Origin of the sequence: Streptomyces smyrnaeus (assembly GCF_017676345.1) — a bacterium.
GTDB lineage: Bacteria > Actinomycetota > Actinomycetes > Streptomycetales > Streptomycetaceae > Streptomyces > Streptomyces smyrnaeus.
Map to the genome: position 1 here is coordinate 108,563 of NZ_JAFFZM010000007.1, position 25,409 is coordinate 133,971.

Here is a 25,409-nt window from a genome sequence, read left to right on the forward strand (position 1 = left end):
CCCTCGCTCACCCAGTTACTAACTCGTTATGCTGCGGCGGGAGTTGAGTGTGGCCTATGCTCCTCACCATGCGCGATGACGAGGAGTTGGGCCGCATCACCCTGGCTCAGGTGGCCGAGAAGGCCGGTGTCTCCATTTCGACAGTTTCGAAGGTGCTCAACGGGCGCCAGGATGTCGCCGCCCCCACACGGGTCAAGGTTGAGCGTCTGCTGGAGACCCATGCCTATCGGCGCACCACACGTGCGGCCCGGGAGGCCCCCCTCATCGAGCTCGTCTTCCACGAACTCGACAGCAACTGGGCCATGGAGCTGATCCGCGGCGTGGAGAACGTCGCCAAGGCCCATCAGGCCAGCGTGGTTCTCACCGAGAGCGGCACCCGGCACGCTCCCGGCCCCGAGTGGATCGAGGGGGTGCTGCAACGCAGACCGCTCGGCGTGGTGCTCGTCTTCTCAGCCCTCCCGGCCGAGGTCAAGCAGCAGCTGCACTCACGTGCCATCCCGTTCGTCATCATCGACCCGGCCGGGGATCCCGACCCCGACGTACCCTCGGTCGGCTCCGCGAACTGGAGCGGAGGGGTCGCAGCGACACGGCACCTCATCGAATCCGGGCACCGCCGCATCGGCATCATCACCGGACCCGACGACATGCTCTGCTCCCTGGCCCGCCTCGACGGATACCGCTCGGCGATGAGCATGGCGGGACTGGAGACCGACCCGGCCCTGGTCCAGTACGGGGACTTCCATGTCGAGGGCGGCTACGACCGGGCCATGAAGCTGCTCGCCCTCCCCGAGCGGCCGACCGCCGTCTTCGCGGGCAGCGATCTTCAGGCGCTGGGCACCCTGGAGGCCGCACGGGTCAGCGGCCTGCGCGTCCCGCACGATCTCTCCGTGGTCGGCTACGACGACGTCCCCGTCGCCCGGTGGTCCAGCCCGGCACTCACGACCGTGCACCAGCCGCTGCGGCAGATGGCCGAGGAGGCGGTCCATATGCTGCTGCGCCTGCGCGCACAGGAACTGGTGACCACCAGACTCGAACTGGCCACCAGCCTGATCGTCAGAAAGAGCACGGCGCCGCCGCCTGAGTGAGCTCAGCGTGCACAGCTACCCGCCTGGGTCCAGCACGGACAGCCAACGGGCCAGGCCCCGCCCGTCAGGCGCGGCCTGGCCCCGGTGTGAGCGGTGGCCGGACACCGATACCAGCGAGCCGGCAGCTCGCCCCCGGCCCCCGGCCTTTCCCCACACGCTTCAGTAGGCGAGCTCCCCGATGCCGCCATCGACACGCAGCACGGTGCCGGCGGTGTAGGCGGACTCGTCCGAGGCGAGATACACAGCTGCCTTCGCCATCTCCGTGGCGGTCCCCAGCCGGTGAAGCGGCACGGTCCGCCGGAGTTCCTCGTAAACGGCGGCTTGCCGTTCCGCACCGAGCGGCGAGAACGCATTGGTGACAGTCGGCCCCGGGCTCAGTCCGTTGACGCGAACGCCCCGCTCCTTCAGCTCGTGGGTCAGCCCGCGGGCATAGGACAGCAGACCCGCCTTGGCCGCACCGTACACCGTCGCGTTCTCGTGTCCGACGAATGCGGAGACCGAACCGACGAGGATGACCGAGGACTGCTGCGAGAAGAGCGGCAACAGGGCCTTGACCAGGAAGAACGGCGCTTTGAGATTGGTGGCGAGGAGTCTGTCGAACGCCTCCTCGGTCCATTCCTCGATCGGGAGATGGGTGATGTCGGCGGCGTTGCTCATCAGGATGTCGAGCTTCGGCCATTCCGCCTGAAGCCGCGCTGCGAGCGCCGCCTGGCCGGGTACGTCGCCGGCGTCGCTGACGATGGACAGCAGTGGTCCGTCCAATTGCCGGGCCGCCTCTTTCAGTCTTTCCTGCGAGCGGCCGGTGATCGCGACGGTCGCTCCTTCGGCGAGGAACTCACGCGCGGTCTCCAGTCCTATGCCGCTCGTCCCTCCTGTGATCAGTGCGTACTTTCCCGCAAGACGACCCATGATTTCCTTTTCTTCGCTCGGCGCCGTGGCGCGTGAATCAACGCGACGACGGGCTGTCACCGTCGACAGCGGCATTGGTGAGGCGGCAGTCGGCCTCGGCTCAGATCGCGGTTCGGCCGCCGTCGGCGGCCACGACCGCTCCGGTCATATAGCTGGCTCGGTCACCGGCGAGAAAGGCGACCACGTGCGCCACTTCGGTCGGATCGGCGGTGCGCTTGAGCGCGGTGGTCAGGCCCATGCCGCCCATGTCCGGGCCCATCGCCGCGACCACCTTCGAGGTGTGCATCGGGCCGGGAGCGACAGCGTTGACCCGCACGTTCGACGGGGCGAACTCCGCCGCCCAGGTGCGGGTCAACGACTCGACCGCCGCCTTGGTGGCGCCGTACACGGCCATTCCCGGCATGCCGAGGCCCGCCGCGGTGGAGCTGACGTTGACGATGCTGCCGCCGCCATTGGCGGCCATCTTCGGCGCGAGCAGCGCGGTGAGCAGGAACGGTGCACGCACGTTGACCGCGAAGGCGGCGTCATGGCCGGCCAGGTCCTGCTCGGTGGTCGGACCGAACGTCATGACGCTCGCGTTGTTGATCAATATGTCCACAGCTCCGGCGTCCTCGGCCAGCTGCTGCACGGCTGACGGATCGGTCAGGTCGGCCGCGACGAATCGCACCGCTCCGGTGGCTGCGCCACCGGCCGCGCGAAGGTCCTCGACGACCCGGGCTCCGCGCTCCGGATCGGTGCCGGTGAGGATCAGGTCGGCTCCCCCGGCGGCCAGTACGCCGGCCGTCGTGTGTCCGAGTCCGCCGATCGCACCGGACCCGGTGACGAGTGCTGTCTTTCCTGCGAATTCCATTGCTGCGCCCTTCGCGGCCGGCAGGTGGTCGGCCGACTTCTGTGCGGCCGTTCCAAAAGTCATGCGAGGGAAGCTATGACTTCTTGAACGCCCTGTCAAGAAGTTGTAGTGTCGGACACGTGGCACGAACCGGACGGCCCCGCGGATTCGACAAGGACCAGACGCTGACGCGGGCACTCGAACTGTTCTGGTCCCGGGGATACGGGGCGACATCGATCCAGGACCTGGTCGACGCGCTGGCCGTCGAGCGCGGCAGCCTCTACGGAACGTTCGGGGACAAACGCCGTTTCTACCTCGACGCCGTCAGGCTCTACTGGGAGGTCTACGAGCGACACCTGATCGCCGCGCTCGACACCACCCCGCTCCTGCCGGCGCTGCGCGAGATCCTGACCCACCCGGCACGCCTGGACGAACTGATCTCCGACATGGGCGTACCGCAGGGCTGCCTGGTCGGCAACACCACCGCGGAGCTCGTCCCCCACGACAGCGAAGCCACAGAAGTCGTCACCCGCTCGTATCGCCGGTTCACGGACATCCTCACCGACGCCCTGCGCCGCGCACAGGCCGCCGGTGAAGTCACCGACACCGCCCGCCCCGAGGCCCAAGCGCAACTACTGCTCTACGTCGTCCAAGGACTCTCGCTCGTATCGAGGGCAGGTCTCGACAGAACCGCGGCCCTGGCCGCGATCGACACCGCGATCGACGCACTGCGGGCCTGACCGAAAGCCGCACCGGCCCGCAGGAACGAAACAGACAGCAACGGAGTCCTCCCCCCACCCCCAGCCCCCCGGGCCGGGTGCAGTTCCGACGGCGATCGGAGGACCCGTCACCCGCGCGGCCAGCGCTTGTCGACGGCGAGTTCGCCGTTCAGGATCACCATGCTGAGGTCGCGCAGACTGCCGATGTCCGCGGTGGGATCGGCGTTCAGCACGAGCAGGTCGGCGCGCCTGCCGGAAGCCACCGCGCCGAGGTCGGAGCGGACGCACTGCCGTGCCGCGCCGCTGGTGCCGGCGGCCAGCACCTGGGTGGGCGTCATCCCGGCCGCCACCATGAGTTCGGCCTCTTCCAGGGTATTGGCTCCGAACAGACCCCGGCCGCTGAAGGTGTCGCTGCCCAGCGCGATGTGCACGCCGGCCTCGGCGACCTTCTGGAGATTGCCACGGGCGTCCGGGTGGGCGTCGTCGATCCAGAGCGTCGGTGTGTAGGTGATGCCGCGTTCGAGCATCAGGTCGATGAGCGAGTGGTCGGTGAGGGGTTCCACGGTGACACCGTGCTCCAGGCCGTCCGCCCCGGCCTCGATCGCCTCGCGTGCCGCAGCTTGCTGGGTGGTATGGACGGTGACGCGAAGGCCCCGCTCGTGCCCCGTCTCGATACCTGCCCGAAGCAGATCGAGCGGAAGCCGTTCCAACTCGACACCATCCGGAAAGGCAGGGTTCTGCCAGAGATACTTCGGCCCACCGGAGTGTGCGCACGCGCCTTCCGACAGGAGCTTGATCGCGTCCACCTTGCGGTCAGCGAGGTGGTGCACCAGGTCGCGGATCTGCTGGACGCTGTCGACCTCTCCCGTGAAGCGCTCGCGCGCCCAGGGGTTGTCGCTGAAGACGGTGGCGGCGGGGTGCCCGTCACGTCCGGTGATACCGCAACCGGTCGCCAGCAGTCGCGGGCCCCGCAGCGTGCCTTCGGCGATTTTGGCCCGAGTCTCCAGGATTCCGCCGGTCGGATCGCCCACCGACTTGATGGTGGTGACTCCGTGGTCGAGGAACAGCCCGAGCCGCCCGGGAAGCTCGTTCTCCTCGAAGGCCCGCATCGAATCGGGATCGGAGACCGCACGCACGTCGTAGAAGTGGATATGAGTGTCGATCAGGCCCGGCATGACCCATCCTTCGGCCGCGTCCACCTCCCGTCTGCCCCTGAGCGGCTCTGCCGATACGGATGCGATCTCTCCCCCGTCGATGGCGACGTCGTACAGACCGGCGAGCGTCCGGCGGCCGTCGAAGACATGCACGCGGCTGATCACGAGGTCGTAGGTCGCAGGGCCATGAGCCTCGGTATCGGCAATTGCTTCGGATTCCTGGGGCACCGCTCTCACTCCTGGTACGTCTGTGTCTGAGTAGGTGTTCGGGCTGTGGGGCGCCCGGATGGATCGTGCGGCCGCTGACATCGGGAGCCGAGAGAGCCGCGCCGGGAGCGCCCACCCCGGAACGAACGAAAAACTGCAACTACATTGGTTACAGTTAGGGCGTGCGTCATGACGCGGGGCGTGTATGCGTCACTTTTGAATCAGTGGCTCTTTGCCTCGTTGTCGGAGGCCAGTATCCGCTGCAGCAGATCGGCGATCGTCGTCCTGCCGAGCTGTTCCTCCAAAGCTCGTTCCGCGCTCTGGAACTCGACGTCGAGCAGGTCGCCGATGTTGCGTCCGACCTCGCACGCCCCGCTGGGCGGATGGGTGTGCCGCGAGAAGATCTGCCCCTCCTCGACGGCGGCATACGCGTCATGGAGCGTGATGTCCCGCGGGGCACGCGCAAGGGACCAGCCACCCCCTCGCCCCTCGGTGGACCACACCAGGTCAGCGTCTCGCAAGCGGCCGAGGATGCGCCGCACGAGGACAGGGTTGCTTTCAAGGCTGTCCGCGATCTCCGCGGACGTCAACGAACCCCCACGCCGGTGCGCCAGCATCGCAAGCGCGTGAATCGCGACCGCGCTCCTGCTGCTGAGCCCCGCCATCTGCTGCTCCTGCCGTCTCCACCGATCAACTGGAACCAACCTAGTTGCAGTTAGAGCCATGGTCAACCGAGCTGTCTCAGTCCTTACCGCTCCGGCAGGTCAGGCCACCGCGCCCGGACCTGGACCTGGGGCCTGGGCACCATCGATCACCTGGCGGTGGCCACTCCGGCGAACTCCACGGCCCTCGTCGGCTCGCCGCCGTACCGGCCACTGAGACGACCCCTGACTGGCGAACGGCACGAAGACGCATAAGAAACTGCGCCACCCTTTCGCTCGCGAAGCGGCGCCGCACCAGATTCGACAGCCGGCAGTGCGTTCCTGAGCGAACCACCGATGAGTTCTCCGGACAGCAGCGAGCAGTCGGCCACGGTCAGCGCCGCCTCCCAGCAGACGATGGACGGTGCGGATGGCCGACGAAACGGCTTGCGGGACACCGCCGGACAGTTCCCTGCTCGATCAGATCGTGGCCACCACCGGCCGCACGCCGTGATCCCGGAGTCGCTCCCCCTCCGCTGCAAACGGGATGGCACTACCCGCCGGGACCCACCCCGCTGACGCCCGTTCGGAAACGGTGGCGGCTGCGCGGTCCGCCCCTGGCCGTGACGGGGCAGTTCCGACCGCGGGCCCCTCTTCCTGCACACGTTGGAGGGGCAGCGGGATTCAGCTCGATACGCGGAGGGCCTGCGGCGTGGAATGGGAGGACCCGTGCGGATGTTCGACACAGGTATGACGACTGATCAGCGCGCTATCACCAACCCGCCCACCCTCCACGACCCGACGTCCTTCGGCTACAGCCATGCGGTCTCAGCCCCCGGTGAGCTTGTCTTCATCGGCGGCCAGTACGCCTCCGACTCCACCGGCGCTCCCGTGCCCGGAGACTTCGCGACCCAGGTCGACCTGGCCTTCGACCGACTGCGGTCGGCGCTGGAGGGGGTCGGTCTCCGGTTCGAGCACGTGGTCCGCCTCGGCACCTTCATCGTCGACCACGACCTGGACAAGCTGGAAATCCTCGGCAAGGCGCTGCACGCCCGCTTCGGCGACAGGCTTCCCGCCCAGACGTTGAGCGGTGTGGCGTCGCTCGCGCTGCCGGGAATGCTGTTCGAGGTGGACGCGGTGGCAGTACGTCCGTAGCTGGTCTGCGCCCACCGGGCTGATACCCGTTCTTGCGTGTCGGTGACGCGGCCCAATGCGGTCACGCCAGTGGAGGGGAGGGGGGTGTCGGCTCAGTACCCCTCCTCCGGGGGTGCCTCCGCCTCCGGTGTGTCGGGCCGGTGGCCGGGGATGGTCGAGCGGGCGGCCGCCTCCCGGTGCAGGCGCAGGAACTCCATGTGCCGCTCGTACTGGTCGAGGATGTCCCCGATGAGCTGTTCCCGGCTGTACCCCATGACGTTGTAGCCCTGGCTGCCCTGCGGCAGATGGACCTCGTACCGCACGTAGGTGTCGTGTTCGGTGACCGTGCGGGTGGCGAAGGCGGGGGCCGGCACCTCGACCGGCCGGAGCCAGTAGCTGAATTCCTCCTGCTCGCCGATCGGCACCCGCAACCCCAGGTTCGGGAGGGTGATCTCCTCGTCGCGCTCCTCCTCCACCGTGGCTTCGGCACCCTGGACCCGCAGTTCCCCGGCGACCTCTTCCAGGGCCGGGCGGGCCACCTCGTCCGTGAACCGCGAGGCCGTACGGCGGCTGGGGAAGCTCATCGCCCGGGCGAGCCGCTGCCGCCAGTGCCGTTCGGCGACCGCGCCGTGGTGCGTGGTCCGCCCGGAGAGCGACGACGGCATTGCGGTGAGCTGTGCGGTCTCCCGCATATGTTCGAACCGCAGTGCCTTGTAGAGGCCCGCGATGATCAGGAACATCACGAAGGAGAACGGCAGGCCCATCACGATGGTGGCGTTGGTCAGCGCGTCCACACCGCCGACGATCAGCATGGCGAGGGTGAGCAGGCCTGTCGCCGCAGCCCAGAAGATCCGCAGCCACGCCTTGGTATCGGTGATCGGGGTGGGCAGATGCGAGCTGAGATTGCCCATCACCAGCGCCCCGGAGTCCGCTGAGGTGACATAGAGCAGCAGCCCGACGAAGGTGGCCAGCCCGGCGCTGAAGGTCGCCCCGGGGTACTGCGTGAGCAGCCCGTAGAAGCCCTGCTCGGGAGCGGCCATGGCGGTCTCGCCGAACTTGGTGTTGCCGTCCCGGATGATACCCAGCGCGCTGTTGCCGAAGACGGAGAGGAAGATCAGGGTGAACAGCAGCGGGATCACCAGCGTGGCCGCCACGAACTGCCGGATGGTCCGGCCGCGGGAGATCCGCGCCAGGAAGAGCCCGACGAACGGCGCCCAGGCGATCCACCAGGCCCAGAAGAAGAGCGTCCAGGAGTTGAGCCAGTCGGTCGGCTGGTCCCAGGCGAAGGTGTTGAGCGTCATCGAGGGGAAGCGGCTGACGTAGTCGCCGATGTTGAGGATCAGCGCGTTCAGCAGCCGGATGGGGCTGTCCACGAAGAGGATGTAGAGCATCAGCAGGATGGCGAGCAGCACGTTGAGCTGAGACAGCCGCCGGATGCCCTTGTCCACGCCCGCCACGGCGGACACCGTGGCCATCGCCACGGCCACGATGATCAGGCCGATCTGCGCCGGCAGCCCCTCGTCCACCCCGAAGAGGTAGTCCAGGCCGTAGTTGAGCTGGACCACGCCGATGCCCAGGGACACCGAGATGCCGAAGACCGTGCCGATGATCGCGGCGAGGTCGACCGTGTCGCCGATCCGGCCGTGGATGCGCCGGCCGATGATGGGGTAGAGCGCGGACCGGATGGCCAGGGGCAGCCGGTAGCGGAAGGCGAAGTAGCCGAGGACCATGCCCATCAGGGCATACATGGCCCAGCCGGTGACGCCGTAGTGGAAGAGCGTCCACACCACGGCCTGCCGGGCCGCCTCGATGGTCTGGGCCTCTCCCTCCGGAGGAGCGAGATAGTGGGTGACCGGCCCGGCCACGGAGAAGAACATCAGGTCGATGCCGATCCCCGCGGCGAACAGCATGGCCGCCCAGGCGAACACCCCGTAGTCCGGGGTGGACTGCTGGGGCCCCAGCTTGATGCCGCCGTACCGGGACAAGCCCACGACCACCACGAAGACCAGATACAGCGTGGCGGCGAGGAAGTAGTACCAGCCGAACCAGGACGAGATCTTCTCGACCGTCACGCCCAGGGCGTTCTCGGCGCCGGACGGCGTGATGATCGCCCAGGCCGAGATGGCGAGGATCAGCAGGGACGCCCCGAAGAAGACGGTCGGCTTCAGCCGGATGCCGTCGCCGGGCTCGGTGACCGCGGTCGGCAGCTTCGTCCGGGGGGTGTCTTCGCCGCTTGGGCCGTTGTCTCCGTCTGTCGACAAAGTCTCACACCTCCGCTGCGCGGTTCCGGTGGCAGGCGGCGGTGGACGGCGGCAGCCGAGCGTCGCCGAGGGCCACCTCGGTGGACTCCTCGACCGGCCTCGTCAAGGCGCCCGCGCTCAACCGGTTCGCCGGGGCACGCCTCGCGGAGCCACCGCCGACGATGGTGAAGTGGTATGCCGCCCGGCCCATGCACGCTCCTCGGATCGCGTTGCAGCACAGTGTGACGGGGTCCAACACAGGAGTGGCCATTCCCGAGCATCACCATACGGGCACATTCAGCCCAATCCGGGGAAGGACCCGCCACTCCGCACTCTTCATCGGCGGAGGCGGCGGTCGCCGCAGCGTGCCCCGCCCCCGCGGAGGGTGAGTGGCCTCGTGGACGCCCCGGCAGCGACCGTACTGCTGCACAGGTGGTCCACCTCCTCCAGTGAGAGCGGGCGGTCAGCGGTATCGCAGCAGTCGGAAACCGCAGGCGTCCAAGGCGTTGAGGTCCGTCACCGGTTCCGACGAGCTGTCGACGAGAGCCGTGCGGCCCTCCGCTGTGCGGAAGGCGTTCAGCAGGAGCCCCACGCTCTCCCGGCCCCGCGCATCGAGGCGGCGGACCCACACGAGTGCGCGGGCGCCGGGCGGCAGGGTGGCCAGTTCGTCCAGCACGGCTGCGAGATCGGTGTGCGTGGAGACCGAGCGCAGTTCGCCGAGTTGCTCCAGCGTGGGCGGCAGCCATGCAGCGGTGGTCGGGCTCGGGGGCACCGGCAGGCCGTCCTCGCCGGGTTCGGCGCCCCGGTCCCAGGCGTCGAACCATCGCCATGGGTTGGCGTTCGGCAGGCTGAAGGGAGGTGATCCGTCCTTGGGCACGACGAGCGCGGCGTCGAGCATGGCCCGCTTCCAGTCGCCGCCGTCCAGGAATGCCGTCGTGTTGCAGGCGAACAGCCAGCCGCGCCGCTGTTCGTCGTCAGGGGACGGCTCGATGAGTTCGACCGGTTCACCGTAGGTGTGCGCCAGCCACGTCTCGGCCTTGACCACGGCTGTGGTGAAGCTGTCGGCGGGGCGCTGCCACGCAGGTGTGGGCGGGGCGGGAGGGAGGTCGGGCGAGGGGGATCGGCGGGCGTACTTCAGGAACCGGACGCCCGCCGTCTCCAGCTGTGCGAGACGGCCGGTCATACCGTCGAGGAAGAGGACCTTCCCGTCGTCGTTGTGGACGTGCACAAGGTGCCCGGAGACCTCCACTCCGGCCGCCTGTCGCCGGATCCACACCACGCCGCGGGTGCCCGGTCCCGACTCCTGCGTCGCGCGGATCACCTCGTCCCAGTCACCGCAGGTCAGCCGGTCGGCGTCAGGGAAGTACCGGCGAAGCAGCAGGTCCCACCAGCCCGGTGCCTCGTGCGCGGGCGACCAGGGCAACGGCACTGCCGGGGTGCCGGCGAGGCCGCACTCCACAGCGACGACGCAGCCCCGCGCGTTGAGCCGACGCCCCTGCTCCTCGACCGGACGCGGCTTACGCGTACGGGCGAACTCGGCCAGGTCGCCCCACAGGTCGTGCGAAGCGGGATGGAAGGGGCTGCCACCGTCCTTGGGCACGGCGACCGAGGCGGCCAGCATCGGCCTGCCGGGATAGCCGGGCTGGGGCACCGCCCGGCAGGCGAAGAGCCGGCTCGCTTCGTCCTCGGCGACCGGTTCGTCCGTTCGCAGCTCGACCAGCCCCCCGTAGGTGGCGCGCAGCCAGTCGAGGGCGGCCTCTCGTGCGTTGTCCTGGTCCACGTGTCTGTCCTGGCGCTGGGTCAGGCACCGGCCGGAGGCTGTGCGGGGTCGAGATTCCGGACGTACTCGGCCACCGGCAGGTGTGTCGGCGGCAGGTGGGGCGCGGCGCCGTCCTTGGGCACGATGACGACGCGGACGAACGGCGCCCGCGTCTCGTCCCCCGTCTCCAGGTGCTCCTGGGAGTCGAACCGGATCGCCCAGGCCCTCTCGTACTCACGTGACAGATCCGGTTGCAGGACCAGGGTGAACTGGTTCGCGTACGGAGAGGTACGGAGAAAGGCGCGAGCAGCCTCGAGAGCGTCGTCGTGGGAGATCATCATGTGCTTCCGGGTGATGGGGCGAACAGGTCGGCGGCTGGTGACGGGAGCCAGGTGAAGGGGCCGGGTCAACTTCTGTAGGGCATGTATCCGATGCGTATCACGTCCTGTTCGAGTCTGGCGAGCGTGCCGGTCTGGCCGTCGAGGAAGGCCACACCGTGCGGTGTGTTGATGACGTTGAACAAGTGTCCGGTGCCGTCGTCGCGGCGGATGCTCACGGCACCGCGCGCGTCGGGCCCGCGCTGCTCCATGTCCCGGATGATGTCGTCGTAACTGTTCATGTAGTACTTGAAGCCGTCCGGATGTCCGCTGCCCAACGCGGAGTTGGGCATGTCGCCCCCGCCGTGCAGCGGAGCCGCGGACACCTCGTGGCCGTCCAGCCGCCGGTCGACCGTGACCACGTTGTTGGGGCAATTGTGGGTGTAGCCCGGCTCCCAGCGGTTGTTCAGGTCCCGCATCCATGGGAACTGGTCGTCCAGGAACTCCTGCGCCTTGGCGGGATCGACCGAGTCGTAGTGGATGGCCCGCTCCTGGACCCGTTCGGTGGACTGCGCCAGGTCGCCCCAGTCCCGACCCGCCCCGGAAGCCTCCCGGGCTCCGGTGCGGGCGGCGGCCTCGGCGCCCTCCGCGCCGGCAGGAGCCCCGTAGCGGGCTGCCTCCGCCCCCTCCTTGGCGGCCACCCGCGCTCCGGTGCGAGCTGCGCCGAGTCCTTTGGTACCGAGCAGTTCCGGGATGAGACGCCCCACCCCTTCGCTGGGGTCCTTCTTGAAGCTGTCCACCAGCGCCTGCGGGATGCGCTCCGGGTGGGCCGCCGTGGAGACCAGACCGGCGAGGGTGGTGTTCACGTTCTGTGCGTAGGCGGCCGGATGCGTCAGGTTGTAGACGTCCAGCGGGTTGAGTCCGCGGGCGAAGTTGACGAGGCCCGCACCGCCTTTGATGACCCCGCCCGCGACATGGGTCAACTCGATGGCACCAGCCTGCATGCCGTCCACGTAGGTGGCGGTGGCCCTGCTCAGTGGAGGCGGCTCCTTCGGCGCGTGGACGAGTGCCTCGCGCACCGACTTCGCCGCGCTGCGTGCCGCCTCGTTGCGCTGGTCACGCGCCCGCGCCAGGATCTCCTCGGCGGCCTCCCGGTGGGTGTCACCCGGGTCCTTGTCGGGCGGCGGGTCCTCACCCCGCGCCTTCTTCGACGCCGCCTCCCCCTTCTTGTACTCCGTTACCGCGCGCTTGGCCTCCCGCTGCGCCCAGCCGACCGTGTCGGCGAAGGATTCCAGGGCCGCCGCGGCCTTCTCGCAGGCGTCGCTCGCGCGCATCCACTTCACCGGATGCATCGGGAAGGTGTCCCGGAACGCTTCGGCTGCCTCGCCCTTCCAGTGCGAGGAGTCGAGCTTGCGCATGCCCTTGCCGACGAGGTCGAAGGCCTTCTGGAAGTCCCGCAGGTGCTTCGCCGAGGACCGGATGTCGGAGGGTGAGCCGTGCACCAGCTCGTTCGCCTCCTCGGTCTGCCCGAGCTGTTGCTCACCGACCGTCGCGCCCAGTGAGGCAGCCGCGTCGTCGCCCCAGTCCTCCACCGCGTCGGCCGCGCCCTCCGCGCCGACCGCGTCCAGGGCGCGCCCGGTATGGTTCGTCCCCCAGTCGACGAACTCGCCGACGCCGCGCTTGCCCTTCTCCCAACCTTCCTCAAGAGCACCGAGACCGTCGTTGGCGAGTGACTTCCCGCCGTCGACGATGTCGCCGAGGGTGTCGGTGAACCCCATCAGCCCGCACCCGCCGACGAAGGCTTGTCCGTGGTGGCTGCCTGCTGCTGAGTGGTTTGCTCAGCAGGCGGGGGGCCGATCGTCTCGCGCAGCTTCGCGTCGACGTCGTCGCGCAGCCCGGCCGCGTCGATGACGTCCGTCACGGGAGAGGCGGTCGCCGTGCTGGCGTCCCAGGCCGCGGTCTTCCACGCCTGGAGGCTGGTCTCGCGGGCCTTTTGGAAGGACTCGGAGCTGTAGTCGGCGTCGCGGATCTGCGTGTAGGCGTTGTTGGACAGCACCTCGCCCCAGTCCTTGCCGGTGATCTCCTCCTCGGTCGCGTACGGGTTGCCCATCCCGGCGTTCACCGCGACCTTGAAGGCGCCCTGGATGTACTGGTCCTGCTGGTGCAACGTCCCCGCGGAGAGGCCGACCCCCTCGGCGAAGGAGTTCCCTTCCTGTACCAAGGCGCGTACGCCCCACTCCCAACGGTCACAGAAGTCACCGAAGGCCGAAGTCAGCCCGCCGTGCCCCAGCTGGAGGCTGTTGAGCGCCACTTCGGAGAAGCCCCTGCCCACCCCGGCCTCCCCGACCATGCCGAGCTCTTCCAACTCCGCGAGGGCGTCGTTGATCCCCTTGGTGATGAGCTTCAGCGCGGGCTTCGGCGCCGCCAGCTCCGGTTCCTTGCCGCTCATGCGCTCCCCCCTCGCGATCCGTTCACCTTCGAGCGCAGGCGCTGCTCCACCGTCGCCTGCTCCGGTACGACACCCGCCACCGGCGGCAGTACGGAGCCGTCCTCACTTCCGGCGTCCAGCGCGATGCCGCACGGGCCGGGTACGGCTGGGGCGACGGCATCCAGCAGCCGCGCACCGAGAACAGCTCGGTAGCCGCGCTCCCCGTACAGGTTCTGCATCAGCAGGAAGCGGGACAGCGTTTCCTCGTTGGAGAACGCCATGATCCAGCGGATGCCACCCAACCGGGTCGAGAACAGTCCTCCGCTGTCGTCGATGGGCACCAGCACCACGGACGCTCGGAACTCGGCGAGGAAGTCCTGGAAGCGTTGTCGGGACGTTGTGGACACCTCGGCAGCCACGTGCTCGGAAGCCACCAAGTCCGCCAGTCGCACCATCGTGCCTCTCCCGAACTCCTGATCCCTCTCGACGAACGCTCGCATCCTGACACCGCAGCACCCTGAAAGACAACATCGTCCCTGCTCAGGCAGCCATGGGGAGCAGTCCCGTAACAATGAATGCAGTCCTGTGACATCACCGCACCGCCCTGACGATCTGGCTCGACGGGGTCATCTCCGGGTGCGATCGGAACCGTCTTCCCCCAGCCCGCCCGTGGCCGGAACACGCGGCCGGCGCATGCCGCCTGCAACCGGCCGAAGCAATACACCTGGGCACACAGCCGGGAAGTCACGCCACCTGGGCGACGGAGTTGCTGATCGTCTCGGTACGCAGAGCAGCCGAGCAGTTTCCCGTCGGGCGCCGTCCTCATCGATCCGCTCTGCGGCACTCTGCTCCCGGCCCGAACCGTCAAGTGCCCGGCACCAAGCCCGGGCGCGCGGAAGGTACTTTTCTCGCCCTGCTCTCCACGCAGCCGGTGTAGCTCCGGTACGTGCACGTTGTGGAGCGCCGGGGCGTCACACGTTCACCCTCCGAGCCCGGCTCGATCGACGCCCTCACTGCTGCTGGGGCCCGTTGCGTGCCGAGTGGGTGCCGAGTGCGGTGTAGGCCGCTTCCGCTACCCGGCCGGGGGCGGCGTCTGCGGGAGCGTGGGCGAGGAAGCCCGCGGTGCTGCCGGTGTAGGTGATGTGTCCGGAGTGCAGGACGGTGACGTGTTGGGACTCCTCGGCCAGGTCGGCGATGTCGTGGGTGGACAGCAGTACGCGTACGTCGTCGGTGAGAGCGGCGAGGACGTCGCGGAAGACGCGACGCTGCTGGGGGTCCATGCCGGCAGTTGGTTCGTCGAGCAGCAGGACGCGGGCGTTGTGGACGAGGGCCGAGGCGACACCGACGCGGCGCAGCTGGCCGCCGGAGAGCTGTTTGGTCTTCGTAGCAGCGCGGTCGGTCAGATCGACGCGCGCCAGGGCGCGGGCAGCGGCGTCCCAGGCGTCGCGCTTGCTCATGCCTTTGAGCCAGCCGGTATAGGCGACTTGTTCGCGGGCGGTCAGTCCAGTCATGGCGGTGATCTGCTGGGGCATCCAGGCGACGGCGGCTCGGAAGGCCTTGCGCCGGGAGTCGGTTCCGTCGAGTTCGACGCTGCCGTGGCGAGGTTGTGTCACGCCGGCGGCGAGGCGTAGGAGGGTGGTCTTCCCGGCACCGTTGGGGCCGAGCAGGACTGTGAGGCCGTCGGGGAGGGTGTAGTCGAGGTTGTCGAGCACGGGGCGAGCACGTAGTCCGTAGGCGTAGGTGCAGCGGGTCAGTGTCAACGTCATGGAGGCTTCCGAAGGTGAGTCGCGGCTGTGGGAGGCCGGCGTCGGTCAGTCAGGGTCGGATTCGGTGGCAGGTCGGATCAGCAGCGCTGCCAGACCGCCGGCGAAGGCAAGTAGGGCAGCTGTGGCGGCGACGGGATCGGTGCTGGGCCGCAGGAGGACGGTCCAGAAGTAGACGTGGCCGCCCGGGCCGCGGCCCAGAAACAGCACGACGAATCCCCACGCAACAGGTGCCAGGACAGCCCGTGAGCCGGCCAGGGACCGCACCAGCAGCATCAGCCCCACCAGAAATGCGGTGTCGCGTCCGAGGTTGAGTCCGGCGTCGGCGCCGCCCAGTTTCCACGCCAGGAGCGCGGTCGCGCAGGCAGCCAGGACCGTGCCTGCGGCCAGCGCGGTGTCCATCCAGGCCACGGGCCGGGTCGCGGTCGCCTCTGCTGCCGGCAGGCGGGAGTCGAGGCACAGCGCCAGCGCGGCGCACAGCAGGATGGGGAGCAGGGCGATGACCGGCGCGGACACTGCTCCGGCCAGGAATGAGGGCAGGTCGAGCACCGTGTCCCGCCACAGCAGGGCCAGGAGGCAGAACGGTAGGAACAGCGCGGGCAGGACTGTGTGGGCACGTCGTGCTTTGATCCACCACGTCATCGTGTGCCGCCTCGGGTCGGGCAGACGTCGGCGAGTGTGGCGCGGTACCAGGAGCGCTGCCGGGCATTCGACTGTTTCAGTACCGCGTTCACGCGGGCTTTCACGCGTGCCACGCGTGCGTCTTCGGCTCGCTGGATCCGGGCCAGGTCTTTGTCGTCCCCCGGGTCGAGGACGTCGCCCCGGAGCGCCTTGAGGTAGCGCTTGTCCTCCTCGACCTGGTGTGCCTGCCAGAGGCGGAGTGCGGAAGCGTCGGCCGGGCGTGGGTCGGCGCAAGGCAGGGTGCCTGCGGCGCGCAGAACGCGGTACCGCAGCGCGCCGTCACGCTCTGCCTGCGTGAGTGGCAGGTGCCACTCGGTACCGGTGGTGCGGTACCTGCCCTCCAGGAGGGAGTCGGTCACCTTGCGGGGCATGTCGACCGGAACGCCGGCGGTGCGCAGGGTGGTGGTGACGTCGATGATCGTGTGCCGGGTTCGGTCGAGGATCTGGTCCGACTGGCGCGGAACGCACACTTGTGGCTGCTTGCCGACGCAGGCCACGGGCAGCTGGGCGCGGGTGGTGGGCGGTGTCTCTTCCCAGTCGGAGGCGATCCGGTAGGCGACGGCGGAGGTGCCAACGGTCACGAGGCAGGCTGCCACCACGGCGCCCGCACGCGTGACCGTTGATCTGCTGACGCACCACAGCAGCCCGATCCCGACGGCGAGACCGACCGTGGGCAGGACATGAGCGGCCAGGGAAGACCACGTTGCCAGTTCGCCGAATGCCAAGAACCCTGAGTAGGAACCTGACAGGTGACGGGACCAGTTCGCGCCGGTGTCGCTGAACTGCCCGGCCCCGGCGAAAGCGACGAGGTAGAAGACGCCTACGGCCAGCAGAGGTGCGGCGAGCAGACGGGGAGCGAGGCGTCCCACGGCGAAGCCGATGACACAGTGCCCGAGCGCCAGAACGGCTGCCATGGCGGGGAGCTGGAGCGACCCGAGAGTGGGAGCCACCCCCTCCTGGACCAGGGCCAGACCGGCCGCCAGTACCAACATCAGCCAGCCGAGCGCCAGCACCGGCCACAGCACACCGGCCGCAATCCGGAATCGGGTGCGCACCGGGGCGAGTCGCCATACCCCGTCCTGCTTGAGACGGCCCGCTTCCCACGCGCTCAGGGCTGAGACGACGGCGTAGGTAAGACCGTAGAAGGGTCCCAACGCGAAGGAGACAACTTCCGGCGCATACGGCAGAACGCTCCGCGAGGCGGGGTAGTCGATGCCGAAGACGTGCACCGCGTAGAAGAGGGCGAATGCGACCACCAGCGGGGAGGCCCACAAAGCGCTGCTCGTGCGTATGCGTGTGCGTAGTTTCATGATGCTCCGAGGCGATGCTGGACGTGGCCGGACCGGGGGAAGCGTGCGCTTCCCCCGGTCCGAGTATGGGAGGGAGAAGAGGGTCAGCAGCCGCCAGAAGAGAAGTGATACCCCGGCGATGACATGCCGTCCAGCCGACGCCACGCCTCCCCCAACTCGCGGGCCTCGCCGAGGAGGGCGGGGGCGGCAGGGGTTGCGGCCGCATGATGTTGAATGTCGCGAGCCGATGCGGCACGAAGGATTTCGTACAAAGGGAGAGCACATGAAGAAGCTGAGACGCGCGCTGCTGGTGGTTCCTGCGGCAGCCGTTCTCCTCACCGCCGGGACGGCAACCGTCGCGTCTGCTGCGACCGGTGCCCCCAGTGGCGCACCCCCGTCCGGTGCCACGTGCGTGTCGACGTCCGGCGCGAAGGCGTGCTTCGCCGCGTATGGAGACCGTGTCTGGGTCAAGGACACGGCAGCGAACGGGCAGTCCGTCGCGGGAACGATCAAGTCCACGCTTCCGGAGCGCTGGGGCCGCGAGTGCTTCAACAGCCGCGGCAAGGCCGGCGGCTGGGTCATGTGCGACTTCGACGTGCCGGAGTACCAGGACGGCCGGCTCTGGGCTGTCAACAACCCCTTCATCGGCAGTCAGTCGTACACGAAGATCTACACCAGCGGCATCATCTGAGTCCCGAACTCTTGGCTGACCTGCTGACCGGCCGCCCCTGGACAGGGACGTCCATGTCAGTACAGGCGGACAGCCCCTCAGGACAGCTGGTCGCGCTGAGTGGTTGGCCTTGGTGGGCCAAAGCCTGTCTCATAGAGCGCTGTTGAGAAGCGGTGCTTGGGCCCGGGACGGTGGGGGATTCCATTCCGTCCCGGGCGGTGCCGGGTCTACGCCTCGACGATTTCCTGCGCGGACAAGTGCGGATACAAGAGGGCCGGGTCCTCGCCGAGCCGGGACTTCCACTGGGCCGTCCGCCGGTCGGCCAGCACTTCGAGGGAGTCGGCCTCAAGACCGTCCAGTGCCGCCCTGGCGATCACGTCGGGGTCCGACTTCTCGTCCTCGATGCCGGCCATCATCTCGGTGTCGACACTCGCCATGGCCAGCGCCGTCACCTGGGTTCCCTGACCGGCGAGTTCGTACCGGATGCCGTTGGTCAGCGCCCAGGCAGCAGCCTTGGACGCCCCGTAGCTGTTGGAGTGCTCGTACGCCATCCAGGCCATGACGGACAGCACGTTCAGCACGGCACCGCCGCCGTTGGTGCGCAGGGCCGGCGCGAAGGCACGCACCATGCGCAGCGGGCCGAAGTAGTTGGTCTCCATCTCCAGCCGGATGTCCTCCTCCGCGCCATCGGTGAGCCGGGCGAAGGTCGACACCCCGGCGTTGTTGACGAGCAGTGTCGTATCGCCGGCCACTGCCGCAGCCTGGTGCACGGAGGCGTCGTCGGTGACGTCCAGCGTCAGCGGGACGACACCGGGCAGCTGGGGGACGGTCTCCGGTCGGCGAGCGGCCGCGTAGATCTTCTTTGCACCCCGGCGCCGCAACTCGGTGACGAAGCTGTGCCCGATACCCCGGTTCGCCCCTGTGACCAGGGCAATCTCATTTCGAATGTCCATGCCCGCTACGCTAAAACCTCACGTCGACGTGAGAGTCAAGTGCAGGAAGGGGCACCGAGGCGGTGAAGAACGAGGCCATGAAGATCGGAGAGCTCGCGCAGCGGGCCGGTGTGAGCGTGCGCGCGTTGCGCTACTACGAGGAACAAGGCTTGCTGAGCCCGGAGCGCACGCTCTCGGGACAGCGCCGCTACACCGAGGACACCGTCGAGGTGGTACGCCTGTTCCAGCAGTTCTACGCGGCCGGCCTCAGCAGCCGCGCCATTGCGGCACTGCTGCCCTGCGTGAACAACGGTCGCACCACCGCCGCACAGCGCCGCATGCTGCGTGCCGAACGCGACCGCCTCGCGGCCAAGGTCGAGGAAATGACCCGCACTCTCCTCCGACTCGACCAGCTCATCGCCTCGGCCGACCACCACGGCGCGCCGGCTCACGCCCCTCGTTGAGGACCGCGGCCAGCACCGTCGTGAGGAAATGGTGTTGCGTCGGCTGAGGAGCAGCTTCTACCTTCACGCCAGCGCGACAGACGCGTGATCACGGGATGGGGAGGTTGATGAATATGGCCGCCGTCGGCCCTCATCGGCATGCCCTCATCCGGCCCGCGCGACAGCAGAGCGCGGCCCGGGTCGCTCCAACGACCAGGAGAGACACGTGTCTTCCTCTACTTCACCCGCTCACGCCGACCTGACCACCCAGCGCCTCATCCTGCGGCCCTGGACGACGAGCGAGATCACCGCGATCCTCACTGACACCAGGTCCGCGCACTGGGCGGACGACTTCCCCGCCGACGGCGATCGGGTGGTCGCGGGCCTCTTCGACCAGAACCCCGCCTGGCTCGGTGCCTACGGTCACCGTCTGATCATCGAGCGCGAGAGCGGCCTGCTGGTGGGCTCGATCGGCCTGTTCTGGCCGCCCGCCGAGGGGATCATCGAGATCGGCTACGGCATCGTGGCTTCCCGCCGTGGCAAGGGCTATGCCCCCGAAGCCACCCGGGCTCTGACTGAGTTCGCCCTCACGGCGCCGGATGTCCACACGGTGTCCGCCGACGTGGAGCTGTCGAACCCGTCCTCGGTCCGAGTACTGGAGAAGGCAGGCTTCCACCGGTGGGCCAGCACCGAGGAGAACGCAGCCCGGTTCACGGTCACACGTATGCACCTCGACCGGAGCTGATTTCCCGGGGTCCTGGAGGCGATACCTCTGGGGCCCCGGCCCGTGGGCTGAACCGCCGGGCGACCCGCATGCCGCCGTAGCGCTCCCGTCGACCGGGCCGCCGAAGATCCAGCCGGTTCCCCGCCCGCCTGCTGCTTCACCGTGTAGGCGTGCCCGCCCTCCCCGTGGGGAACTCCTCGATGCCGAGTACCTGCAGCAGCTCCAGCCGCTCGCGGGTCTCGGCGTCCGCCGGGGTGAGCACCAGCAGCTGCTGCCCCTGGTCGGGGGTGACCAAGGTCTCGCATTCCATTCGCAGGCGGCCCACCCGTGGATGCAGGAAGGTCTTCCGGTCGGCGCGCCGGACCGCCACCTCATGCTCGTCCCAGAGCCGGCGGAAGTCGGCGCTCGCGGTCTGCAACCGGTCGACGAGCCCGGCGACCTCCGGGTCGCCGGACCGGCGGCCGGCGACCGCACGCAGATCGGCCACGAGCTGGCGGGCGTGGCGCTCCTGCTCCTCGGGCGGGGCGGCGGCGCGGGCCGCCGGGTCGGTGAACCAGCGGTATGCGGCGTAGCGGCGGTCGCCGGAGAAGCCGGTGTGGTCGCCCGTGAGCAGGAGGGCGGCCCGGTTCTGGGCGAGGATCTCCCCCAGGTCGGACAGCACCAGGGCCGGGGTGTCGCCGAGCAGGTCGAGCATGCGGATCAGACCGGCGCGGGCGAGGCGAGCCACCCCGTCGGACAGTGGAGGCCGGTGGCCGGCCAAGTGGAACAGATGGTCCCGCTCGTCGTCGGACAGACGCAGCGCCCGGGCCAGCGCGCCGAGCAGCTGGACCGATGGGCGACTGCTGCGGCCCTGCTCTAGGCGTATGACGTAATCCACCGACACGCCGGCGAGCGTGGCCACCTCTTCCCGGCGCAGGCCGGCGGTGCGACGGCGGGGGCCGTCGGCGATGCCGACCTCGGCCGGGCGCATCGCCTCACGGCGGCGGCGCAGGAAATCGGCGAGCTGGTCACGTTGCATGCCCCCATCGTCCCTGGCGGTGGCGGCCGGATCCAGGGAGCGGCTCTCCCAGGATGAACGCTCCGCTCCCGTGCGTCGCAGCGCAGGGGCACAGTGAGTGCCCGGATCGACGACGAAGGAGAACGCGATGCAAAGGCGAACCCTGGGCAGCACCGGCCCGGCTGTTTCCGCACTGGGCCTGGGTGCGATGAGCATGTCGGGCGCTTACGGCGCGGCTGATCGCACGGAGAGCATCGCCACCGTGCACGCCGCGCTGGAGGCCGGCGTCACGCTGATCGACACCGGCGACTTCTACGCCATGGGCCACAACGAACTCCTGCTCGCCGAGGCGCTGCGGGGCCGGGACCGCGACAGCTACCAGTTGAGCGTCAAGTTCGGCATGCTGCGGGGGCCGGGGCCCGATTTCGGAGGGTATGACGGCCGCCCCGAGGCGGTGAAGAACTTCCTGGCCTACTCGCTGACCCGGCTGGGCACCGACCACATCGACATCTACCGTCCCGCCCGACTCGACCCGGCGGTGCCGATCGAGGAGACCGTGGGCGCGATCAAGGAAATGGTCGATGCCGGGTACGTGCGGCACATCGGCCTCTCGGAGGTCGATGCGGCGACAGTCCGCCGGGCACACGCCGTGCACCCGATCGCCGACCTGCAGATCGAGTACTCGCTGATCTCCCGCGCGGTGGAAGCGGACGTCCTGCCCACGCTGCGGGAGCTCGGCATCGGCCTGACCGCCTACGGTGTCCTCAGCCGCGGCCTCATCTCCGGGCACTGGACGGCCGAGCGCAGCGCCGACCCCGACGACAGTCGCAGCCGCAGTCCCCGATTCTCCGGCGAGAACGTCGAACACAACCTCACCCTCGTGGAGGCGTTGCGACGGGTCGCCGAGGCGAAGGGCTGCACCGTCGCCCAGTTGGCCATCGCCTGGGTGGCTGCACAGGGCGCGGACATCGTGCCGCTGGTCGGCGCTCGCACCCGCGAACGGCTGGCCGAGGCGCTGCCCGCGATGGAGCTGGACCTCACCGCGGACGACTTCGCCGAGATCGACAAGGCGGTGCCGCCGGGCGCGGCGCGCGGCGACCGGTACCCGTCCGCGTTCATGTCCGGTCTCGGCGTGGGGAACTGAGCGCAGCTCACCGACGCCCGGCCGCTTGGCGGACAGGTGCATGCAATTTCCTGACGGCCTCAGCGCCGCCATCCGGAGGCCAGAGACCGGAGGCGGACCGCCGGCCCCGGGTCGTCGGCCATCCGGCCGCCGGGTGAGCGGTGATCAGCAAGCTGTGAGCCGGACGGTGATGCGACGGGTGGGTGCCGGTCGGGGCCGTATCGTTCCGCGGCTCTATGCCGCAACCACGCCTGACGGCGGGTGCGTCATCCGGGCCGTTGCCGTTTGGAGCAGCGTCCGGACCGCAGGAGGATGCCCGCGGTGTGGAGTCCGGCCCTGCGAGAAGAGATGAAGCGATGACATTGCATTCCGATGTGGCCGAGTTGCTGGCGGGGGCCGACATCCTCGATGTGGACGTCGAGGATGCCGTCGCGGACGAGCACGTGCGATCGTCCGCGTACCGACGCGTCGTCTCGGTGGCCGCTTCCTCGCGGAGCCGCGACCGAGACCGCGCGATCGTGGCCACGATTCTGCGGGACCCCAACGAGATGGGGTCCAAGACGGCTGTGGTCACCCTCGTGGACAGGATCGCGATGAAGGTGTCCGGTCCTGGCGAGTTCCGGCAGTGGTCGGCCGAACTTTTGCCAGAAATCGACCAGCTCAAGACGGACGGGTACCGCGAGTTCATCCGCCGCCGCATCCACGACTGGCTGTTCTACCTGTCCATCGAGGAGGGTCACGTGCCGGCACCGGCCGAGTTGGCGCAGGTCACGGACTGGATGCAGCGCGTCCTCGCCCAGGAGTCGACGTCGCCGACGGTACTCGCCCTGCTCGCAGAGTCAGGCAACAGGAAGAAGACACGAAACATCGCGAAGAACCGAGCCGCAAGCCGCAAGCCGAGAACGAAATGAGTGGGGAGTGGCAATTGGCAGGGTGCCCGCTGCGACAGGGTGAGCACTGCTTGATGCGGCACTAGCCGGAATCACTGGCCCGGGTTCAGCACCTCATCGTCCGCGTGCGTGCCGAACTCGGCGACGCGCACCTCCGCGACGTGCTCGTACCGGCTGATCCGGTCGGTCCACTCCGCGTCGACACCGAACGCCACCTGGGCGAAGCCCACCCGCCCGACGGCCTCGGCCAGGCCTGGATCGCCGGGGGCCAGCAGCCGCACCGGCGCGTCAAGCGCCACGGTGTGCGGCGGCACGAAGTACTCGTCCGGCAGCACGGTGCGCGCGTGGACGAGCGCGCCGACAGCGACAACCGAGCCGGCCCCCAACCGTGCGCACTGCAGGACCGTCGCCGCGGTCGCCACATAGACGCACCTGCCGACCTCGCAGCCCAGCAGCGTGGCATGCGGCCCCACGAAGACGTGGTCGTCGACAAGTACCGGCTGATCGCCGGCGACCGCAGACCCGCGCAACACCGCGTTCTCGCAGATCACCGCCGCCTCCCCGACCTCGATCCGAGACCCCTCGGCATCGAGCACCGCACCGTACATCACCCGCGACCTCGGCCCCACCCGGACATCACCGACGAGCGTGGCCGTCGGGGCGACGTAGGCGGTGGGATGGACCTGCGGTACATGCCCGCGATGCCGGATGCGGATTCCCTGCGCTTCAGCGATCATGAACGGATTCTCAGCCGACCGACCGCGAGCATGCTGGCGGATTTCAGACGTCGCGTTCGCAGCAACCCTGCGCCATCCGCAGCAGTCCTGTGGTGTCCGGTCGCGATGCCGGGACAGTACTTCCGCGCGTAGAAGCAGTGCTCGACGGCATTGCGACGACGGTAGGTTTCGCGGCGAATCCGGGTGGCCGCCCGCCGCGGCGGCCTCTGTTGCGGCGGTGCGGTGCTGTTGCTGGTTGGTCATTTACGGAATGGTGTGGCCGAGCCCGGGCGTCGGCCCTCGGAACGGCACCGGACCCGGGGGGGGGCACCCCGGGGCACGCGGGGGCCCCGGGACGTGGCGGATCTTCCCGTTCGCCCCGTCCGCGGTCCGGCCCTTGCCACGGCCCCGGCCGCGGGCCGTCAACCGGCACGCACGGGGTGCTTGCGGAGGTGGACGGGGACCTCCAGGAAGTCGTTGCCGATGAAGGATGCCTGGGGCCGGAGGTCGGCGTGGTCGACGGCGAGGTCGAGGTCGGGGAACCGGTCGAAGAGCGCGGGCAGCGCGATGGTCGCTTCGAGCCTGGCGAGGGGTGCGCCGATGCAGTAGTGGATTCCGTGCCCGAAGGCGAGGTGGGCCTTGTCCTCCCGGTCGAGGTGGAACGTCGAGGGAGCGTCATGGAGCCCGGGGTCCCGCCCGTGGGCACCGAAGTTGATGACGATCGTCTCCCCCTTGCGGATGACGACGCCGTCCCCGAGGTCGATGTCGGCGGTGGCGTAGCGCAGCGGCAGGTGCATGATCGGGGCGTGCAGCCGCAGCGTCTCCTGGACCACCTCCTCCCACAGCTCGGGCTGCCGACGTACGGCCTCCAACTGGTCGGGGTGGGTGAGCAGTTCGCATACGGCGTGGTCGACGAGGGAGGCGGTGGTCTCCGACCCCGCTCCGATCATGTTGATCAGCGTGGAGATCAGTTCGTCCTCGCTGAGCCGGTCGCCGTCGTCCTGGTGAGTGGTCACCAGCAGGCTGGTCATGTCCTCACCCGGTTGCCGGCGCTTGGACTCCACGAGGGTCTGCATGGCCTCGTACAGGCTGTCGCGCGTCGCCGCGGCCTGTTCCTCGGTGACATCGGTGTCGAGCGAGTCCTCGATCGCGCGCAGCATCCGCGGCCGCTGCTCGTCCGGTACCCCGAAGAGGTCGCATATCAGGCGCGTCGGCAGCGGATGGGCGAAACAGGCACGCAGATCGACCGGCTCCTCGTCGTTCTCGTGGGCGGCCAAATCGTCCAGGAGGTCCGCCACGATCTTCTCGATCGCAGGGCGGAGGTCGTTGATACGGCGCGGTGTGAAGGCCTTGCCCACCAGCCGCCGCAGCCGGTCGTGGTCCTCCCCGTCGGTGGTGAACATGGAGATGACGTCCACCCAGGGGTTGAGCCAGGGGATGGCACCCGGCCGGTAGCCGGGCCACGACTTGCGGGCGTCCTTGGAGACGTGCCGGTGGGCGAGCAGTCGTTTGGCCAGTTCGCCGCGGGTGACGGACCAGGCGACGACTCCCTCCGGGAGCCGGATGCGTACGGCCGGACCCGCGGCCCTCAGCTGATCGGTCTGGGCGTGTACTCGCTGCCCGCCGGTGCTGACGAGTTCGACGAGGGCGTCCTTCATCACGCTGTTCCTCCTGCGAGTGTGTCGGAAGCGAGGGGCCGGGGGGACCCGTGCCGGTGGAGGGAGGGCCGTCGGGACGGCGAGGCCCACGAGAGGGAGAG

Annotated in this window: 26 protein-coding genes; 8 read left to right on the forward strand and 18 right to left on the reverse strand. The window is 69.1% G+C overall.

Annotation, left to right across the window (positions count from 1 at the left end):
* Positions 1-56 precede the first annotated feature (56 nt).
* Positions 57-1,085, forward strand: a complete 1,029-nt coding sequence (locus JW613_RS13545; protein WP_209211055.1) for a LacI family DNA-binding transcriptional regulator — start codon at positions 57-59, stop codon at positions 1,083-1,085.
* Positions 1,086-1,244: 159 nt separating this feature from the next.
* Here JW613_RS13545 and JW613_RS13550 read toward each other — a convergent pair whose 3' ends face one another.
* Together JW613_RS13550 and JW613_RS13555 are read right to left on the reverse strand one after the other, a co-directional pair.
* Positions 1,245-1,994 (reverse strand): SDR family oxidoreductase, encoded by a 750-nt coding sequence (locus JW613_RS13550; RefSeq protein WP_209211230.1) that lies wholly within the window; start codon positions 1,992-1,994, stop codon positions 1,245-1,247.
* A gap of 100 nt (positions 1,995-2,094) precedes the next feature.
* A complete protein-coding gene (locus JW613_RS13555; RefSeq protein WP_209211231.1) occupies positions 2,095-2,844 on the reverse strand; it encodes an SDR family NAD(P)-dependent oxidoreductase in 750 nt (249 codons plus the stop codon).
* Between the two features lie 119 nt (positions 2,845-2,963).
* Between JW613_RS13555 and JW613_RS13560 the strand changes: the two genes are divergently transcribed.
* Positions 2,964-3,563 carry a TetR/AcrR family transcriptional regulator gene (locus JW613_RS13560; RefSeq protein WP_185015959.1) on the forward strand — a complete coding sequence of 200 codons (600 nt, stop codon included), beginning with the start codon at positions 2,964-2,966 and terminating at the stop codon, positions 3,561-3,563.
* 107 nt (positions 3,564-3,670) lie between these two features.
* Here the strand turns inward: JW613_RS13560 and JW613_RS13565 are convergent, their stop codons facing one another.
* Positions 3,671-4,924, reverse strand: a complete 1,254-nt coding sequence (locus tag JW613_RS13565; protein WP_209211056.1) for an amidohydrolase family protein — start codon at positions 4,922-4,924, stop codon at positions 3,671-3,673.
* 200 nt (positions 4,925-5,124) lie between these two features.
* Positions 5,125-5,568, reverse strand: a complete 444-nt coding sequence (locus JW613_RS13570; protein ID WP_209211057.1) for an RrF2 family transcriptional regulator — start codon at positions 5,566-5,568, stop codon at positions 5,125-5,127.
* A gap of 726 nt (positions 5,569-6,294) precedes the next feature.
* On the opposite strand from JW613_RS13570, the gene JW613_RS13575 reads away from it, so the two are divergent.
* The gene (locus tag JW613_RS13575) at positions 6,295-6,699 is read left to right on the forward strand and encodes a RidA family protein (RefSeq protein ID WP_209211058.1); all 405 of its coding nucleotides are present in this window, start codon (positions 6,295-6,297) and stop codon (positions 6,697-6,699) included.
* A 92-nt stretch (positions 6,700-6,791) separates the two neighbouring features.
* On the opposite strand, the gene betT is transcribed toward JW613_RS13575, so the two are convergent.
* The 10 genes from betT to JW613_RS13625 form a co-directional block, all read right to left on the reverse strand.
* Positions 6,792-8,939, reverse strand: coding sequence for a choline BCCT transporter BetT (betT, locus tag JW613_RS13580; RefSeq protein ID WP_280635158.1), 2,148 nt, complete (start codon positions 8,937-8,939; stop codon positions 6,792-6,794).
* A 4-nt stretch (positions 8,940-8,943) separates the two neighbouring features.
* Positions 8,944-9,129 carry a hypothetical protein gene (locus tag JW613_RS13585; RefSeq protein WP_209211059.1) on the reverse strand — a complete coding sequence of 62 codons (186 nt, stop codon included), beginning with the start codon at positions 9,127-9,129 and terminating at the stop codon, positions 8,944-8,946.
* A gap of 252 nt (positions 9,130-9,381) precedes the next feature.
* Positions 9,382-10,698, reverse strand: a complete 1,317-nt coding sequence (locus JW613_RS13590; RefSeq protein ID WP_209211060.1) for a toxin glutamine deamidase domain-containing protein — start codon at positions 10,696-10,698, stop codon at positions 9,382-9,384.
* A 20-nt stretch (positions 10,699-10,718) separates the two neighbouring features.
* Positions 10,719-11,018, reverse strand: coding sequence for a YrhB domain-containing protein (locus tag JW613_RS13595; protein ID WP_209211061.1), 300 nt, complete (start codon positions 11,016-11,018; stop codon positions 10,719-10,721).
* A gap of 65 nt (positions 11,019-11,083) precedes the next feature.
* A complete protein-coding gene (locus JW613_RS13600; protein ID WP_209211062.1) occupies positions 11,084-12,772 on the reverse strand; it encodes a putative T7SS-secreted protein in 1,689 nt (562 codons plus the stop codon).
* Positions 12,772-13,443, reverse strand: a complete 672-nt coding sequence (locus tag JW613_RS13605) for a hypothetical protein (RefSeq protein ID WP_209211063.1) — start codon at positions 13,441-13,443, stop codon at positions 12,772-12,774. The genes JW613_RS13600 and JW613_RS13605 overlap by 1 nt, the downstream gene beginning before the upstream one ends.
* Complete coding sequence (locus JW613_RS13610) at positions 13,440-13,877, reverse strand: SseB family protein (RefSeq protein WP_209211064.1); 438 nt, start codon at positions 13,875-13,877, stop codon at positions 13,440-13,442. Before JW613_RS13610 ends, JW613_RS13605 begins: the two co-directional genes overlap by 4 nt.
* Positions 13,878-14,432: 555 nt before the next feature.
* Positions 14,433-15,188 carry an ATP-binding cassette domain-containing protein gene (locus JW613_RS13615; RefSeq protein ID WP_209211065.1) on the reverse strand — a complete coding sequence of 252 codons (756 nt, stop codon included), beginning with the start codon at positions 15,186-15,188 and terminating at the stop codon, positions 14,433-14,435.
* Between the two features lie 45 nt (positions 15,189-15,233).
* Complete coding sequence (locus JW613_RS13620; protein WP_209211066.1) at positions 15,234-15,827, reverse strand: hypothetical protein; 594 nt, start codon at positions 15,825-15,827, stop codon at positions 15,234-15,236.
* Positions 15,824-17,176, reverse strand: a complete 1,353-nt coding sequence (locus JW613_RS13625; RefSeq protein WP_209211067.1) for a hypothetical protein — start codon at positions 17,174-17,176, stop codon at positions 15,824-15,826. Before JW613_RS13625 ends, JW613_RS13620 begins: the two co-directional genes overlap by 4 nt.
* A gap of 262 nt (positions 17,177-17,438) precedes the next feature.
* Between JW613_RS13625 and JW613_RS13630 the strand changes: the two genes are divergently transcribed.
* Positions 17,439-17,846, forward strand: coding sequence for a hypothetical protein (locus tag JW613_RS13630; protein WP_209211068.1), 408 nt, complete (start codon positions 17,439-17,441; stop codon positions 17,844-17,846).
* Between the two features lie 206 nt (positions 17,847-18,052).
* Here the strand turns inward: JW613_RS13630 and JW613_RS13635 are convergent, their stop codons facing one another.
* A complete protein-coding gene (locus JW613_RS13635) occupies positions 18,053-18,778 on the reverse strand; it encodes an SDR family oxidoreductase (RefSeq protein ID WP_209211069.1) in 726 nt (241 codons plus the stop codon).
* Positions 18,779-18,855: 77 nt separating this feature from the next.
* Here JW613_RS13635 and JW613_RS13640 point away from each other — a divergent pair, with 77 nt between their 5' ends.
* The gene (locus tag JW613_RS13640) at positions 18,856-19,221 is read left to right on the forward strand and encodes a MerR family transcriptional regulator (RefSeq protein ID WP_209211233.1); all 366 of its coding nucleotides are present in this window, start codon (positions 18,856-18,858) and stop codon (positions 19,219-19,221) included.
* Positions 19,222-19,426: 205 nt separating this feature from the next.
* Complete coding sequence (locus tag JW613_RS13645) at positions 19,427-19,945, forward strand: GNAT family N-acetyltransferase (protein WP_209211070.1); 519 nt, start codon at positions 19,427-19,429, stop codon at positions 19,943-19,945.
* Between the two features lie 136 nt (positions 19,946-20,081).
* On the opposite strand, the gene JW613_RS13650 is transcribed toward JW613_RS13645, so the two are convergent.
* On the reverse strand, positions 20,082-20,942 hold the full coding sequence (locus JW613_RS13650; protein ID WP_209211071.1) for a helix-turn-helix transcriptional regulator: 861 nt from the start codon (positions 20,940-20,942) through the stop codon (positions 20,082-20,084).
* Positions 20,943-21,069: 127 nt separating this feature from the next.
* Between JW613_RS13650 and JW613_RS13655 the strand changes: the two genes are divergently transcribed.
* Both JW613_RS13655 and JW613_RS13660 read left to right on the forward strand, forming a co-directional pair.
* Positions 21,070-22,065 carry an aldo/keto reductase gene (locus tag JW613_RS13655; protein WP_209211072.1) on the forward strand — a complete coding sequence of 332 codons (996 nt, stop codon included), beginning with the start codon at positions 21,070-21,072 and terminating at the stop codon, positions 22,063-22,065.
* 353 nt (positions 22,066-22,418) lie between these two features.
* Positions 22,419-22,955: a hypothetical protein gene (locus JW613_RS13660; RefSeq protein WP_307865883.1), complete on the forward strand. Its 537-nt coding sequence runs from the start codon at positions 22,419-22,421 to the stop codon at positions 22,953-22,955.
* A 71-nt stretch (positions 22,956-23,026) separates the two neighbouring features.
* Here JW613_RS13660 and JW613_RS13665 read toward each other — a convergent pair whose 3' ends face one another.
* Together JW613_RS13665 and JW613_RS13670 are read right to left on the reverse strand one after the other, a co-directional pair.
* On the reverse strand, positions 23,027-23,914 hold the full coding sequence (locus JW613_RS13665) for a gamma carbonic anhydrase family protein (RefSeq protein ID WP_245225579.1): 888 nt from the start codon (positions 23,912-23,914) through the stop codon (positions 23,027-23,029).
* A gap of 158 nt (positions 23,915-24,072) precedes the next feature.
* Complete coding sequence (locus JW613_RS13670) at positions 24,073-25,308, reverse strand: cytochrome P450 family protein (protein ID WP_209211236.1); 1,236 nt, start codon at positions 25,306-25,308, stop codon at positions 24,073-24,075.
* Positions 25,309-25,409: the final 101 nt, after the last annotated feature.